Consider the following 14,683-nt stretch of genomic DNA (forward strand, 5'->3'; position numbering starts at 1 on the left):
TCAGCATTCGATGACGTTCACGGCGAGGCCGCCGCGCGAGGTCTCCTTGTACTTGTCGAGCATGTCGCGGCCGGTGTCGCGCATGGTCCTGATGGCCTTGTCGAGGGTGACGAAGTGGCGGCCGTCGCCGCGCAGGGAGATGCGGGCGGCGCTGATGGCCTTGATCGCGCCGACGGCGTTGCGCTCGATGCACGGCACCTGGACCAGGCCGCCGACCGGGTCGCAGGTGAGGCCCAGGTTGTGCTCGATGCCGATCTCGGCGGCGTTCTCGACCTGCTCCGGGGTGCCGCCCAGGATCTCGGTGAGGCCGGCGGCCGCCATGGAGCAGGCGGAGCCGACCTCGCCCTGGCAGCCGACCTCGGCGCCGGAGATGGAGGCGTTCTGCTTGAACAGGACGCCGATCGCCCCGGCGGTCAGCAGGAACCGGACGATCCCGTCGTCGTCGCTGGGCAGGAAGCGGTCGTAGTAGTGCAGGACGGCCGGGACGATCCCGGCGGCGCCGTTGGTGGGCGCGGTGACGATGCGCCCGCCGGCGGCGTTCTCCTCGTTGACGGCCAGCGCGAAGAGGGTGACCCAGTCCATGGCGTGGAGGGGGTCGGAGGTCTTCTCGGACGAGAGCTGCCGGTGGAGCTGAGGGGCGCGGCGGCGGACCTTCAGGCCGCCGGGCAGGAGGCCCTCGCGGGCGCAGCCCCGGGTCACCGAGGCCCGCATCACCTCCCAGAGCGCGAGCAGGCCCGCGCGGATCTCGCCGGCGCCGCGGCCGAACGCCTCCTCGTTCTCCAGCATCAGCGCGGAGATGGACAGGCCCGTCTCGCGGCACCGGTCGAGGAGCGCCTCGGCCGTGTCGAACGGGTGGGGGAGGACGGTGTCGTCCGGCTTGATGCGGTCGGCGCCGGCGGCGTTCTCGTCCAGGACGAAGCCGCCGCCGACCGAGTAGTAGACCTTCGAGCGCAGTTCCTCGCCCGGGTCGCCGTAGGCGGTGAAGCGCATGCCGTTGGGATGGCCGGGCAGCGACTCCTTGCGCTCGAAGTGCAGGTGCTCGTTGACCACGAAGGGAATGTCGTGGTCGTTGAAGAGCCGCAGGGCCCCGCGTCCGCGAATGGACGCCAGCCGTTCGTCCACCCGGTCCACGTCGACCAGTTCGGGCTTGTCGCCTTCCAGGCCGAGGATGACGGCCTTGTCGCTGCCGTGCCCCTTGCCGGTGAGGCCGAGCGAACCGTAGAGGACGACCCGGACCGAAGCCGTCTTCTCCAGGAGGCCGTCGCGTTCCAGGCCCCGCGCGAAGCGGTGCGCCGCCGCCATCGGGCCCCCGGTGTGGGACGAGGACGGGCCGATGCCGATCTTGAACAGGTCGAAAACGCTGATGGCCATCGCTACCTCGTTGTAGCTGCGCCCCCTCCCCGGACGGGGGGAGGGGGCGCGGAGACGTCAAAGGTTCGGATACAGGGGGTGCTCGTCGGCGAGCGCCTGCACCCGGGCCGCCAACCCCAGGTCCGCGGAGGACGGCTGCAAGGCCAGCGCGATGATGTCGGCGACCTCGGCGAAGTCCGCGGCGGTGAAGCCGCGGGTGGCGAGGGCCGGGGTGCCGATCCGCAGGCCGGACGTCACCATCGGCGGGCGCGGGTCGTTCGGCACCGCGTTGCGGTTCACCGTGATGCCGATGTCGTGCAGGCGGTCCTCGGCGTCGCGTCCGGTGAGCTCGGAGTCGACGAGGTCGACCAGGACGAGGTGGACGTCCGTCCCGCCGGTGAGGACCTTCACGCCGGCCTTGGCGCAGTCCTCGGCGAGGAGGCGCTCGGCGAGCAGCTTCGCGCCCTCGACGGTGGCCGCCTGCCGGGCCCTGAACTCCTCCGACGCGGCGATCTTGAGGGCGACGGCCTTGGCGGCGATCACATGCTCCAGCGGCCCGCCCTGCATGCCGGGGAACACCGCCGAGTTGATCTTCTTGCCGTACTCCTCGCGGGCGAGGATCAGGCCGCCGCGCGGGCCGCCGAGCGTCTTGTGCGTGGTCGTCGTGACGATGTCGGCGTGCGGGACGGGCGACGGGTGCAGCCCCGCCGCGACGAGCCCGGCGAAGTGCGCCATGTCGACCATGAGCAGCGCCCCGACCGAGTCGGCGATCTCGCGGAACGCCGGGAAGTCGAGCTGCCGCGGGTACGCCGACCAGCCCGCCACGATCATCTTGGGCCGGTGCTCGGCCGCGAGCGCGGCCACCTCGTCCATGTCGACCAGGCCGTCCTCGGCGCGGACGTGGTACGGCACCACGTTCAGCGTCTTGCCCGAGTAGTTCAGCCGCATCCCGTGGGTGAGGTGGCCGCCGTGCGCGAGGTCGAGCCCGAGGATCGTGTCGCCGGGCTGCAGCAGCGCGAAGTACACCGCCGTGTTGGCCTGCGCGCCGCTGTGCGGCTGGACGTTCGCGTGCTCGGCGCCGAACAGCGACTTGGCCCGGTCGATGGCGAGCTGCTCGGTGACGTCGACGTACTCGCAGCCGCCGTAGTAGCGCTTGCCGGGGTAGCCCTCGGCGTACTTGTTGGTCAGGACGGAGCCCTGCGCCTCCAGCACCGAGACGGGCGCGAAGTTCTCCGACGCGATCATCTCCAGCGTGGTCTGCTGGCGGCGCAGCTCCGCGGCGACGGCCTCGGCGACCTCCGGATCGGCCGTCGCGAGGGAGTCGTAGAGGCTCATGCTTCCTCGATCAGCTTCGCGTAGGCCGCCGAGTCGAGCAGGTCGCCCGGCTCGTCGGAGATCCGCACCTTGAAGATCCAGCCCTCCCCGTACGGGTCGTCGTTGATGACCTTCGGCTCGTCCACCACGGCGGCGTTGATCGCGGTGATCTCGCCGCTCACGGGGGAGTAGAGGTCGCTGACGGACTTGGTGGACTCGACCTCCCCGCAGGGCTCGCCCGCCTCGACGGCGTCGCCCTCCGAGGGCTGCAGCTCGAGGTAGACGATCTCGCCGAGCGCGTCGGCGGCGTGCGCGGTGATGCCGACGGTGACGATGCCGTCCTCACCGCCGAGGCCGGACACCCACTCGTGCTCTTCGCTGTAGCGGAGCTGCTCCGGAACGCTCACGATTCTCTCTCCTGTCATGGCGGGGGCCGGGCCGACCCCCACACCCCCGACAACTTCTCATTGATGGTGGGGGCCGACCCCCACACCCCCGGACAACCTTCTCTTAGGGCTCTTTAGGACCGCTTGTAGAACGGCAGTCCGACCACGTCCACCGGCTCGTGCCGGCCGCGGACGTCCACGGCCAGGTCCGTCTCCTCGACGCCGCTGTCGAGGTAGGCCAGGGCGATCGGCCTGCCCAGTGTGGGCGACGGGGCGCCGCTCGTCACGACCCCGCACGGCGTGCCGCCGGACGTGACGACCTGGTACCCCTTCCGGGGCGCGCGACGCCCGCGCGCGACCAGTCCCACGAGCCTACGGCCCGGCGGGGTCTGCGCCTGCGCCGCCAGGGCCGTCCTGCCCACGAAGTCACCCGGCTTGTCCAGCTTCACGACGCGGCCGAGGCCCGCCTCGAACGGCGTCGTCTCGGCGGTCAGCTCGTTGCCGTACAGCGGCATGCCCGCTTCGAGGCGCAGCGAGTCGCGCGCCGCGAGGCCCGCGGGGACGACCCCGTCCACCGCGGCGAGCGCCCGCCACAGCGGGACGGCGTCGGAGGCGTCCACGAACAGCTCGAAACCGTCCTCGCCGGTGTACCCGGTGCGGGCGACCAGCGCGTCGGCGCCCGCGACCCGCCCGGCGAGGATCGCGTAGTACTTGAGGCCGGCCACCGGGGCGTCGGTGAACCCTTCCAGGATCTCCTGCGAGCGCGGGCCCTGGAGGGCGATCAGCGCGTACGCGTCCGACCGGTCGTCGACGGCCGCCTCGAAGCCGGCGGCCCGCTCGGTCAGCGCGTCCCGGACGACGGCCGCGTTGGCGGCGTTCGCGACCACCATCCACGTCTCGTCAGCGAGCCGGTAGACGATCAGGTCGTCGAGGACGCCGCCGTCCTGCCCGCAGATCATGGTGTAGCGGGCCTTGCCGACCGGCATCGGCGACAGGTTCCCGACCAGCGCGTAGTCCAGCGCGGCGCCCGCGCCGGGCCCGGAGAGGAAGATCTCCCCCATGTGCGACAGGTCGAACAGCCCGGCGCCGGTGCGGACGGCCTCGTGCTCGGCCGTCTCGCTCTTGTAGCGCAGCGGCATCAGGTACCCGGCGAAGTCGACGATGTTCGCGCCGAGGTCCCGGTGGACGTCGTGCAGCGGGGTGGTCTTCGGATCGGCGGACATGGGTTCGGCTCCTTCGTCACGGGCGCATGTGGTCCATCGTCCCACTCGCGCACCGGGCGTCTCGGTGCCTCCCCCTCTGTCATCTGCGCCTGAGAGCTTCACCCGCCTGCCGGGCGGGCTTTCACCTTCGGCGGGGGACCCGGGTCCCCGCTTTCCAGAGGTCGCCTGGTCCGTGCGGTCCGTGGGCCTGAGAGGTTCCGGGGAGGAGTTGCTCCTTCGGCGTCCCACACCGGCTGCGTGGGACTCTCCCGCACGGGATCAACGGCTGAACCGCCAATCTAGCAGCGCCCCTGCCCGCCGACCACCCGCCGTCACCCGGGGTTGGAGGACGCCGGCGGCTGCAGCTTCCGCATGCACGTCTTCAGCGCCGCCTTCATCTTCTCCAGGTCCTTCTTGGCGGGCGTCGTCGACGGGTTCGGGCTCGGCAGCCGCACGCCCTGGTCGGTCATGCAGTCGTTGAACTTCTTGGTCACCTTCGACTCCGCGGGCGGCGTCGGCGTGCCGGTGATCCCCTTCGCGGTCGAGGTGCCGGACGGCGCCGAGGCCCCCGGCGAGGAGGGCGCCGACCCGCCCGAGTCCGTGCCGCCGTCATCGGAGCCGCCGCATCCGCCGAGCGCGAGCGTCAAGGCCAGCATCGCTACAAGTCCGCGCTTCAAGGTGAGTACCTCCAATGACGGGGTGAGAACGGCCCATGATGCGCATGTGGCCCGCCGCGCGGATAGTCAACGGCGGGTGAATGCCCGCGCCGCGCCTTAGCAGCCCACCTCAAAGCGGGGCGGCCCGCGGGCGCTGCGGGGATTCCTTGCGGGCTTCAACCGAATGCGGGCGGATCACGTACTCTTTGGTTGGTTACCGGAGATCACCCGCGGTGAGCGCGGGGGCGCGACGTGAAGGGCAAGCGGGATGGTCTACCTGGCAGGAATGCTGATCCTGTTCTTCGGCCTGCTGGTGTCCATCGCGCTCCACGAGCTCGGCCACTTCTCGTTCGCCAAGCTGTTCAAGGTGCGGACGACCCAGTTCATGGTCGGTTTCGGGCCGACGATGTGGTCCCGGCGCAAGGGCGAGACCGAGTACGGCGTCAAGTGGATCCCGCTCGGCGGCTACATCCGGATGATCGGGATGCTGCCGCCGCGCAAGGGCGACGCCCCCGGTCAGGTCCGGCAGGTCAGCACCGGGCCGTGGCAGGGCCTCATCGAGTCGGCGCGCGGCGCCGCGCTGGAGGAGATCCGCCCCGGCGACGAGGACCGCGTCTTCTACGCCAAGAAGTGGTGGCAGAAGCTGCTCATCATGTTCGGCGGGCCCGCGATGAACCTGCTGCTCTCGGTGATGTTCTTCGCGATCCTGCTGATGGGCATCGGGACCAAGCAGTCCCAGCCGGTGATCGGCGAGGTCCTCCCGTGCATGGTGCCCGCGAGCCAGTCGCAGACGACGCAGTGCCCGGCGAACGCGGCGCCGACGCCCGCCGCGCAGGCCGGGCTCAAGGCGGGCGACCGGATCGTGTCGTTCGGCGGCACGAAGATCGACGGCGACTACGAGAAGCTGCGGGTGCTGATCCGCGACAACGGCGGGAAGACCGTCCCGATGACCGTCCAGCGCGGCGGGCAGGACGTGCGGCTGAACGTCCCGATCATCCGCAACCAGATGCACGACCTCGACGACCCCGACAAGATCGTGAACGTGGGCTTCCTCGGCATCACGCCGATCCAGGCGATGGAGCGGCAGGGGCCGGGCGCGGTCGCGAGCACGATGGGCGACCTGACCGCGCGCACCGCCGGGGCGCTGGTGCGGATGCCGCAGAAGATGGTCGGCGTCTGGAACGCGGCGTTCGGCGACGAGAAGCGCGACCCGAACGGCCCGGTCGGCGTCGTCGGCGTCAGCCGGATCGGCGGCGAGGTCGCCGCGTCCAGCGACTACACCGCCGCGCAGAAGGTCTCGTTCTTCGTGATGCTGCTCGGCTCGCTGAACCTCGCGGTCGGGCTGTTCAACCTCGTCCCGCTGCTGCCGCTGGACGGCGGCCACATCGCGGGCGCGCTGCTGGAGGCGGTCAAGAAGGCGTTCGCGAAGATCTTCCGCCGTCCCGACCCCGGGTACGTGGACGTCGCCAAGGCGCTCCCGGTGACGTACGTGATGGCGGTCGTGCTGATCGTCATGGGCGGCCTGCTGATCTACGCCGACCTCGTGAACCCCGTCACCGTCACGGGATAGCGGGCATCTCGCCCGTCTTCAGGAAGCCGTTCAGCGCGGTCAGGTAGGGCGCGATGTCGAGGCCCTGCTCGGCGAGCCACGCGTCCGACCCGTAGGTGCCCGCGTAGCGCTCGCCGCCGTCGCAGATCAGCGTGACGACGCTGCCGCGCTCGCCGCGCTCGCGCATCTGCGCGATCAGCTCCGCCGCGCCCCACATGTTGGTGCCGGTCGAGCCGCCGACGCTCCGGCCGCTGACCTGCGCCGTCCAGCGCATCGCGGCGACTGACGCCGCGTCCGGCACCCGGATCATCCGGTCGATCACCGTCGGCAGGAACGACGGCTCGACGCGGGGCCGGCCGATGCCCTCGATCCGCGAGCCGGCCGCCGTCCGCTCCGGGTCGCCGTCGGCGTAGGAGCCGTGGAACGCCGAGCCCTCCGGGTCGACGACCGCGAGCCGCGTCTGGAACCGCTGGTAGCGGGCGTACCGGCCGATCGTCGCGGACGTCCCGCCGGTGCCCGCGCCGACCACGATCCAGGACGGCTCCGGGAACCGCTCCAGCCGCATCTGATCGAAGATCGACTCGGCGATGTTGTTGTTGCCGCGCCAGTCGGTGGCGCGCTCGGCGTAGGTGAACTGGTCCATGAAGTGCCCGCCGCACTCGGCCGCGAGCCGCCGCGACTCGTCGTAGATGGCGGACGGCTCGTCCACCAGATGGCACCGGCCGCCGTGGAACTCGATCAGCTGGATCTTCTCCGGGCTGGTCGAGGCGGGCATCACCGCGATGAACGGCAGGCCGAGCAGCCGCGCGAAGTACGCCTCGGACACGGCCGTCGACCCGCTGGACGCCTCGATGATCGTCGTGTCCCGCCGGATCCAGCCGTTCGCGAGCCCGTACAGGAACAGTGACCGGGCGAGCCGGTGTTTCAGGGAACCGGTGGGGTGGACGGACTCGTCCTTCAGGTACAGGTCGATGCCCCACTCCGGCGGCAGCGGGAACACGTGCAGGTGCGTGTCGGCGCTGCGGTTGGCGTCGGCGTCGACCAGCCGGATCGCCTCGGCGGTCCAGGCCCGGTAGCCGGGATCGCAGCGGTCCACGGTGCGGCTCACGGCGTACCCTCCTCGATCGTCGCCGGTCGGCAGGGGTCCCACGATATCCGCGCATGTCACGGTGCATCATGGAGGCAGCGGGGGGCAGATGATCGAGATGTTCGACGAGCGGATCGTGGCGACCGGGCGGCTTCCGCTGCTCGGGTTCTTCGTCGCGTTCCTGATCACATTCGTGCTGACGCGGGTGAACGTCCGGCTGATCCGGTCGGACGCGCGCTGGTGGTTCCGCAACGTGACCGCCGGCGACCTGCACATCCACCACGTCGTGTTCGGCGTGGTGCTGATGCTGGCGGGCGGCATCGGAAGCCTCGCCGTCCCGGACGCCTACACCGGCCTCAACGTGTCGGCCGCCGTCGTGTTCGGCATGGGCTCCGCCCTCGTCCTGGACGAGTTCGCGCTGATCCTGCACCTCAGCGACGTGTACTGGACGGAGAAGGGCCGCGCGTCCGTCGACGCCGTGTTCGTGGCGATCGCGGTGACGGGGCTGCTGCTGCTCGGCATCCGCCCGCTCGGCTACGAGGGCATCGCGCCCGACCCCGGCACCGGCATCCTGACCCGCGTCTACGTGGCGTCCCTGGTGGTCAACCTGGTCTTCGCCGTGCTGACCCTGCTCAAGGGCAAGATCTGGACGGGCCTCATCGGGCTGTTCGTGCCCGCGCTGCTGATCGTCGGCGCGATCCGGGTGGCGCGGCCGGGGTCGCCGTGGGCGCGCTGGCGCTACGCCCCGGACTCGCGCCGGTACCAGCGGGCCGTGCGGCGCGAGAAGCAGGTCCGCCGGCCGCTGATCCGCGGCAAGATCTGGGTGCAGGAGTTCATCGCGGGACGGCACGACCTCATCCCGCCGGAGCTGCTGCAGCGCCGCGCCGAGGCCGCCGACCGCGCCCGCCGTCGGCGGCTCGAACGCGCCGAGCGGCGGGCCGCCGCCCGCCTCGCGGCCGGCGCGGAACGCAGGGCCGAGCGGCGCGCGGCCCGCCGGGCGGAGCGCCGGTCCGCCACACGGGACGGGAGCCGCCGCGGGGCCGTCGTCCCGTCCCGGATCCCCGGCGGGGCCGCGTCCCGGATGCGGGCCCGCGCCGCCGCGAGGCAGGCCCGCGACGCCCGCACCGGCGACGACTTCCCGCCCGGCTTCCGCCCCGGCGGCCGGCTCCCGCCCGCGCCGCCGCGCGAGCCCGCCGCCCCCCAGCCCGACGACCCGCCCTGACCGCCCGGCCCGTGACCGCTCAGTCCATCACCGCTCAGTCCATCACCGGGGCCACCGCGCGGACGGTGTCGATCGTGTCGGCCTCGGCGGCGGACTTGTCGGGCCGGTACCGCAGCACCCGCGCGAACCGCAGCGCGATGCCGCCGGAGTAGCGGGGGCTGTGCTGGACGCCGTCGAACGCGATCTCGACGACCAGCTCGGGACGGACGTGCACGACCCAGTCGTCCTCGCGGACGGCCAGCTCGCGGAGCCGCTCGGTCTGCCAGGCGAGCAGCTCGTCGGTGAGCCCCTTGAACGTCTTGCCGAGCATGACGAACCCGCCGGTCGCGGGATCGCGGGCGCCCAGGTGCAGGTTCGACAGCAGCCCCCGGCGGCGCCCGTGCCCCCATTCCACGGCGAGCACGACGAGGTCGAGGGTGTGCCGCGGCTTCACCTTGATCCACCCGGCGCCGCGCCGCCCGGCCGTGTAGGGCGTGTCGAGCGACTTGATCACGACGCCCTCGTGGCCCCGTGCGACGGCCTCGTCGAACACCTCCTTGGCCCGCACCGGGTCGCCCGTCACGACCCGCGGCATCCGCAGCTCCTCGGGCAGCACCCGCACCAGCGCCGCGTTCCGCTCCGCCCCCGGCGCGTCGAGCAGATCCCCCGAACCATCGGATGCGGTGCCCGCGCCCTCGTCCAGGTAGAGGACGTCGAAGAGGAAGACGCTCAGCGGGACCGGTTCGGTGGATTTCGCGGTGCGGGTGGCGGTGCGGGCGGCGGTCACCTGGAAGGGGTGGGGACGGCCGTCCGGGCGCAGGGCGATCAGCTCGCCGTCGAAGACGGCGGCGCGGACGGGGAGGCCGCGCACCGCCTCGACGACCTCGGGCAGGCGGGCGGTGATCTCGTCCAAGGTGCGGGTGAAGACGCGCACCTCGCCGCCGGAGACGTGCACCTGGGCGCGGATGCCGTCGAGCTTCCACTCGACCGCGGCCTCGGCCTTGAGCTTGCCGAACGCCTCGCCGATCGACGGCGCCGCCGCGGCCAGCATCGGCTTGACCGGGCGGCCGACCTCCAGGGTGAAGGCGCGCAGGCCGGCGACGCCGTCGGCGAGGGCGGCGGTGGCGACCGGGCCCAGCGAGCCGCGCAGCATGAACGCGCGCCGCACCTCGGCGGGCTTCACCTCGGCCGCCGCCGCGATCGCCTCGGCCATGACGCCGTCCAGCGCGCCCTGGCGCAGCTCGCCGGCCAGCAGCCGGATGAGGAAGTCCTGCTCGGGGCGGGTGGCGCGGCCGAGGAGCGAGGCGACCAGGTCGCGGCGGCGGGCGACCGAGCCGGGGCCGGAGACGGCGCCGATCTCGGTGAACGCCGCGTCCACGCCGGGGACGGTCAGGGACGGCTCGGCGGCGGGCGGCGGGAGATCGCGCAATGCGGCGTACCCCACGCCGATCTGGCGTTGCGGCAGCTCACCGGACAGGTAGGCGACCACGATGGCGGCCTCGCCGGCGTCGGCCCGGCGCAGGCACTCGGCGAGCGCGGTTACCTTGGCCTTCCGGCCCGAGGTGCCCGCCACCGCCCCCGACGTCCGCGCGATGTCAGCGATCAGCACCCCTCCAGTGTGGCCCCGGGGTCTGACAATCGGCACCGTCGGGGGGCCTGGTCAGAGGCGGCGCGCCTGGCTACGTTGACGGGAGGGCGGGCCATGACGCGACGGGGGAGTGAGGAGCGGGACGTGGGGCTGCGGCGTCCGGTCGAACCGTTCCACCGGCCGTACGCCGGGCCGGAGCCGCCGTCTCCGTCCCGCCGGCCGAGGCGGCTGCTGGTGTTCGCGGTGGCGGCCGCCGCGTTCGCCGCGGCGGCGGTGGCGGTCTTCCTGGTCGCGCCCGGCAGAGGCGGGGACGGCACCGACCGGGTCGCCGTGACGCCGACCGGGAGCGCCCCGGCGACTCCCTCGCCGTCCGAGCCGGCGCAGCGGATCGTGCGGGCCCTGCCGCCGCCGTGCGGGACGGTCTCGGAGGGCACGGTCGCGAGGACGGTCCCGAAGGCGCGCAAGCAGGAGAGCGCGAACTCGACGCTCACCACGTGCACGTACACCTCGACGGAGCCGGGGTTCCGGTGGATGCGGGTCGAGACGCGGCTGTACGCGCCCGCCAACACGGCGACGCCGGTGCGGGACGCCGAGAGCTACTACGACGCGCAGTGGGCGCAGGCGCACGACGCCCCGCTGGTCCGGACGATCGCGCTGGAGCGGCAGGGCGGCGTCGGGGACGAGGCGTACCGCTGGTTCACGGCCGACAAGGGCCAGCCGACCGTGGTGGGGCAGGTCACGGCTAGGGTCCGCAACGCGGTCTTCACGGTCAGCTACAGCGAGCGGGCGCCGGGCCGGGGCGAGCAGGCGGAGCGGGAGCGGGCGTGCCTGGCCAAGGCGACCGCCGCCGCCCGCGAAGTGTTCACCGCGCTTAATGATTTCTGACCTGATTCGGCCGATCGCGGCATATCTTCTGTCAAGACCTTCTAAGGTGATTCGGTATAGGGGAGGCGGTATGCCGATCATGCTCCCGCGCCAGGCATGTGATCGGTGTGCTGATAGCGCCGGGGAGGAGGAGGTCGACGACGTGACCGTGCAATCGGTTGGAGTGTCCTGGGTGAGATAACCCCAGGCAGGCGCCCTTGTTCGTCGGTGGGCCGCGGAGTGGTCCCCGCTCCGCGGTCCTTTGCGCTCCCATCGCGGGTACCACTACGACGCGGCATTCAAGAACTGTTTTCTAAAAACGCTTCGACGTCGAGATAAATGGCGTCCCGGTGGAACCGGTTACCGTTCCAGCAGGCCGCCGCGTATCCACACGTCACGGGCCCGGCCGTCCAGGTAGCCGACCTCGTCGAAGAACGCGGTGCACTTCCGGAACGCCCACGCCAGGGTCGCGCGCCGGTGCGGGCTGCGCGCCGCCACCTGCCGGGCGAGCTTCGGGTCCAGCCCGACCGCCGTGTAGCAGGACGAGTGGATCACCTGCGCGGCCATCAGCCGCGTCGCCTGCGCCAGAACGTAGGCCGCCATCCGCCGCCGCACCGTGGGGGCCTTCGCGACCAGCCGCTTCAGCTCCTCGCGGGCGTACTTGATGTGCCGGGCCTCCTCGATCACGTGGATGCGGGTGACCTGCCGGATCATCGGCTGGACGTCCTCGTCCGGGAAGGTGAGCCGCTGGAACGCGTCGGTGAACTCCTCCACGACCAGCGTCCCGGCGAACATCGGCATCGGGTCGTACACGGCGCCGAACAGCTTCGCGACGTTGTACTCCAGGGCCCGCGGCCGGTGGGTGCGCAGCCCGCACGTCCGCACCATGCGGCCGAACATCTTCGAGTGCCGGCACTCGTCGGCGATCTCCGTCAGCGCGTAGGCGACGTGGTCGCTGTCGTAGCGGTGCCGGTAGGCGTGCATCAGCAGCGACTGCATCAGCATCATCTCCGACCAGATGCCGAACGAGGCGATGCTGCACATCTCCCGCTTGGTCAGCTCGACCCGCTGCCGGTGCGTCAGCGTGTCCCAGAGCGGCGTCTCGTAGAGGGACGCGAGTTGCGGCGGCATGTAGAAGACGTCCGGGTCCTGCGGGGCGTCCCAGTCGATGTCGGTGTCGGGGTCGAACGAGTGCTTGCGGGACGTGCGCAGCAGCCGTTCGGCGACCACCTCCCGATGCGTCAGCTCCAGCGTGTGGTCGCCGTCCGTGCACCTGATCCGGGCCGTCCAGTTCCGCGGTCGGCCGTCGAGCAGCAACGCTTCGGGGGGCATCGATCCTTCACCTCTCAGTACGGGAGAGTCGGGGGCCGTGCCCGTGCGGGTCAGCCCTGGGGGGCGGGGATTCTGGCCAGGAGGCGCACGGAGGCCGGGGAGATCCTGGAAAGGGCGTGCAGGAGGTGGCCCTCGAAGTTGACCGGGACCACGGCCTTGTTCTTGATGATGGCGTGGACGACCCGCTCGGCGACCTTCTCCGGCGGGTAGTTGCGCAGCTGGATGGCCTGCTGGCCGCGCTGCCGCAGCTTCCCGGGGGAGGCGGAGCGCCCGTCGGTGAAGCTTCCGTTCTTGACGAGGTCGGTGCTGACGAAGCCGGGGCAGACGGCGGTGACTCCGATGCGGGAGCCGGCCAGTTCCGCGCGCAGGCATTCGCTGAGCATCAGGACGGCGGCCTTCGTCGTGCAGTAGGCGGGCATCGCGCGCCACGCCGCGAACGCGGAGGCGGACGCGATGTTCACGATGTGGCCGCCGAAGTTGGGCTTGTCGGGCTTGTTGGGGAGGGCCTGCACGCGGTCGCGCATCTGCCGGCCGAACAGCCGTGAGCCGTGGATGACGCCCCACAGGTTGACGCCGAGGATGCGCTCCCAGTCGTCGATCTCGGTGTCGAGGAACGGGCCGGCCAGCGCGATGCCCGCGTTGTTGACGACGATGTCGGGGACGCGGTGCGCCTCCTTCACCTCGGCGGCGAACGCCTCCATCGCGTCGGCGTCGGACACGTCCACCCGGTAGGCGGTGCCGCCCGCCCCGACGGACTTGGCGCGGGCGACGGTCCGCTCGGCGGCGTCCAGGTCGATGTCGGCCGCGATGACGGTCGCGCCGTTGCCGGCCAGCGAGATGGCGATGGCCCGGCCGATGCCGCTGCCGGCTCCGGTGACGACGGCGAGCGCTCCATCGAAGTGCGCGAGTGGCATCCAGACCTCCGAGGTGTGCGGATCGAGTGATCCAAACGTACTCAGCCCGCACCCGTGTCGGCGATGGCGGCCTCGGCGATGACGGCGTCCACCTCGGCCTTCCGGGCGGCCTCCTCGGCGGCGAACCGCTCGGCGTCGAGCTTCTCGGCGATCTCCTCGTCCTGGTTCATGAGGGCGTCCAGGTCGGCCCTGGACATGTCGAGGACGCCCATGTCGTCGTAGGTCTGCTGGATGCGCTCGCTCCACAGCCCGATGTCCTTCACGCACGGGACGATGCGGCTGAACAGCAGGCTCTGGAACATCCGCATGTACGGCGAGTCCTCGATGAGCCGGTCGACCTCGGCGGGGTCGATGCCGAAGTTCGTCCAGATCTCCCGGCCGCGGATGCGGTCGCGCATCAGGTAGCAGCCCTCGATGACGAAGTCCTCGCGGTCGCGGAGTTCGGCGGCGGACAGCTGCTTGTAGTAGTCGCGCAGGGCGAGGCGGCCGAACGCGACGTGGCGGGCCTCGTCCTGCATCACGTAGGCGAGGAGCTGCTTCGGCAGCGGCTTGGTGGTGATGTCGCGCATGACGCCGAACGCCGCGAGCGCGAGGCCCTCGATGAGCACCTGCATGCCGAGGTAGGGCATGTCCCAGCGGGAGTCGGTGAGGGTCTCGCTCAGCAGGTCCTGCAGCTTGGTGTTGATCGGGTAGACCATCCCGACCTTCTCGTGCAGGAACCGGGTGAACAGCTCGACGTGGCGCGCCTCGTCCATCGTCTGGGTGGCGGAGTAGAACTTGGCGTCGAGGTCGGGCACCGACTCGACGATCCGGGCGGCGGTGACCATGGCGCCCTGCTCGCCGTGCACGAACTGGGAGAACTGCCAGGAGGTGTGGTGCCGCCGCAGCTCGCCCCGCTCCTTCGCCGAGAGCATGTCCCAGTACTTCGTCCCGTAGATGGCGAGGGACTGGTCGGGGACGCCGAGGACGTCGTGCGGGTCGACCTCGATGTCCCAGTCGATGCGCTTGACCGAGTCCCACTGCTTGTCCTTGCCCTTCTGGTACAGGGCGAGGAGGCGGTCGCGGCCGTCGTCGTACTCCCAGGTGAAGCGGGCGTCGCCGGCGTTGGGGACGTTCCAGGTCTCGATGGGGACGGGGTCGGTGTAGAGGTCGTGGGTCGACAAGGGCACTCCTCCCCGAAGCGCGGACGTACGGTGTACGTCTCACGTACAATGTACGTACGGTGTCATGGGACACTTAC

13 protein-coding genes and 2 riboswitches are annotated in these 14,683 nt (G+C 71.5%); of the genes, 3 read left to right on the forward strand and 10 right to left on the reverse strand.

The window, feature by feature from the left end; translation table 11 throughout:
- From SM611_RS14225 to SM611_RS14245, 5 genes are all read right to left on the reverse strand, one after another.
- Positions 1-1,371, reverse strand: a complete 1,371-nt coding sequence (locus SM611_RS14225) for an L-serine ammonia-lyase (protein ID WP_371949983.1) — start codon at positions 1,369-1,371, stop codon at positions 1-3.
- A gap of 57 nt (positions 1,372-1,428) precedes the next feature.
- Positions 1,429-2,685, reverse strand: a complete 1,257-nt coding sequence (glyA, locus tag SM611_RS14230) for a serine hydroxymethyltransferase (protein WP_371949984.1) — start codon at positions 2,683-2,685, stop codon at positions 1,429-1,431.
- Entirely contained in the window at positions 2,682-3,071 is a 390-nt protein-coding gene (gene gcvH, locus SM611_RS14235; protein WP_371949985.1) for a glycine cleavage system protein GcvH, read from the reverse strand. Before gcvH ends, glyA begins: the two co-directional genes overlap by 4 nt.
- A gap of 113 nt (positions 3,072-3,184) precedes the next feature.
- Positions 3,185-4,273, reverse strand: coding sequence for a glycine cleavage system aminomethyltransferase GcvT (gcvT, locus tag SM611_RS14240; RefSeq protein ID WP_371949986.1), 1,089 nt, complete (start codon positions 4,271-4,273; stop codon positions 3,185-3,187).
- Positions 4,274-4,346: 73 nt separating this feature from the next.
- Positions 4,347-4,434: riboswitch (glycine riboswitch) on the reverse strand.
- Between the two features lie 4 nt (positions 4,435-4,438).
- A riboswitch (glycine riboswitch) is annotated at positions 4,439-4,534 on the reverse strand.
- Between the two features lie 50 nt (positions 4,535-4,584).
- Entirely contained in the window at positions 4,585-4,908 is a 324-nt protein-coding gene (locus tag SM611_RS14245) for a hypothetical protein (RefSeq protein WP_371949987.1), read from the reverse strand.
- Positions 4,909-5,176: 268 nt separating this feature from the next.
- Between SM611_RS14245 and SM611_RS14250 the strand changes: the two genes are divergently transcribed.
- The gene (locus SM611_RS14250; RefSeq protein ID WP_371949988.1) at positions 5,177-6,478 is read left to right on the forward strand and encodes a M50 family metallopeptidase; all 1,302 of its coding nucleotides are present in this window, start codon (positions 5,177-5,179) and stop codon (positions 6,476-6,478) included.
- Here SM611_RS14250 and cds1 read toward each other — a convergent pair.
- Positions 6,468-7,565, reverse strand: coding sequence for an L-cysteine desulfhydrase Cds1 (gene cds1, locus SM611_RS14255; RefSeq protein WP_371949989.1), 1,098 nt, complete (start codon positions 7,563-7,565; stop codon positions 6,468-6,470). The two genes, SM611_RS14250 and cds1, sit on opposite strands and share 11 nt — an antisense overlap.
- Before the next feature lie 88 nt (positions 7,566-7,653).
- On the opposite strand from cds1, the gene SM611_RS14260 reads away from it, so the two are divergent.
- Positions 7,654-8,766, forward strand: a complete 1,113-nt coding sequence (locus SM611_RS14260) for a hypothetical protein (RefSeq protein WP_371949990.1) — start codon at positions 7,654-7,656, stop codon at positions 8,764-8,766.
- A 34-nt stretch (positions 8,767-8,800) separates the two neighbouring features.
- Here the strand turns inward: SM611_RS14260 and SM611_RS14265 are convergent, their stop codons facing one another.
- Positions 8,801-10,354, reverse strand: a complete 1,554-nt coding sequence (locus SM611_RS14265) for an ATP-dependent DNA ligase (RefSeq protein ID WP_371949991.1) — start codon at positions 10,352-10,354, stop codon at positions 8,801-8,803.
- A 93-nt stretch (positions 10,355-10,447) separates the two neighbouring features.
- Here SM611_RS14265 and SM611_RS14270 point away from each other — a divergent pair, with 93 nt between their 5' ends.
- Positions 10,448-11,218 carry a hypothetical protein gene (locus tag SM611_RS14270; protein WP_371949992.1) on the forward strand — a complete coding sequence of 257 codons (771 nt, stop codon included), beginning with the start codon at positions 10,448-10,450 and terminating at the stop codon, positions 11,216-11,218.
- A 339-nt stretch (positions 11,219-11,557) separates the two neighbouring features.
- On the opposite strand, the gene SM611_RS14275 is transcribed toward SM611_RS14270, so the two are convergent.
- The 3 genes from SM611_RS14275 to SM611_RS14285 are packed head-to-tail and all read right to left on the reverse strand — an operon-like array spanning position 11,558 to position 14,606.
- Positions 11,558-12,529 (reverse strand): AurF N-oxygenase family protein, encoded by a 972-nt coding sequence (locus SM611_RS14275; RefSeq protein WP_371949993.1) that lies wholly within the window; start codon positions 12,527-12,529, stop codon positions 11,558-11,560.
- Positions 12,530-12,579: 50 nt separating this feature from the next.
- Positions 12,580-13,443, reverse strand: coding sequence for an SDR family NAD(P)-dependent oxidoreductase (locus SM611_RS14280; protein WP_371949994.1), 864 nt, complete (start codon positions 13,441-13,443; stop codon positions 12,580-12,582).
- A gap of 41 nt (positions 13,444-13,484) precedes the next feature.
- Positions 13,485-14,606: a ferritin-like domain-containing protein gene (locus SM611_RS14285; protein ID WP_371949995.1), complete on the reverse strand. Its 1,122-nt coding sequence runs from the start codon at positions 14,604-14,606 to the stop codon at positions 13,485-13,487.
- Positions 14,607-14,683: the final 77 nt, after the last annotated feature.

This window comes from Actinomadura monticuli (assembly GCF_041463655.1).
Lineage (GTDB): Bacteria > Actinomycetota > Actinomycetes > Streptosporangiales > Streptosporangiaceae > Spirillospora > Spirillospora monticuli.

Bases quoted from the DNA above. Each gene is read 5' to 3' on its own strand.
- SM611_RS14250 (WP_371949988.1), top strand. From the start codon at position 5,177: ATGGTCTACCTGGCAGGAATGCTGATCCTGTTCTTCGGCCTGCTGGTG.
- SM611_RS14275 (WP_371949993.1), bottom strand. From the start codon at position 12,529: ATGCCCCCCGAAGCGTTGCTGCTCGACGGCCGACCGCGGAACTGGACG.
- glyA (WP_371949984.1), bottom strand. From the start codon at position 2,685: ATGAGCCTCTACGACTCCCTCGCGACGGCCGATCCGGAGGTCGCCGAG.
- gcvT (WP_371949986.1), bottom strand. From the start codon at position 4,273: ATGTCCGCCGATCCGAAGACCACCCCGCTGCACGACGTCCACCGGGAC.
- SM611_RS14260 (WP_371949990.1), top strand. From the start codon at position 7,654: ATGATCGAGATGTTCGACGAGCGGATCGTGGCGACCGGGCGGCTTCCG.
- SM611_RS14270 (WP_371949992.1), top strand. From the start codon at position 10,448: ATGACGCGACGGGGGAGTGAGGAGCGGGACGTGGGGCTGCGGCGTCCG.
- SM611_RS14280 (WP_371949994.1), bottom strand. From the start codon at position 13,443: ATGCCACTCGCGCACTTCGATGGAGCGCTCGCCGTCGTCACCGGAGCC.
- SM611_RS14245 (WP_371949987.1), bottom strand. From the start codon at position 4,908: ATGCTGGCCTTGACGCTCGCGCTCGGCGGATGCGGCGGCTCCGATGAC.
- SM611_RS14225 (WP_371949983.1), bottom strand. From the start codon at position 1,371: ATGGCCATCAGCGTTTTCGACCTGTTCAAGATCGGCATCGGCCCGTCC.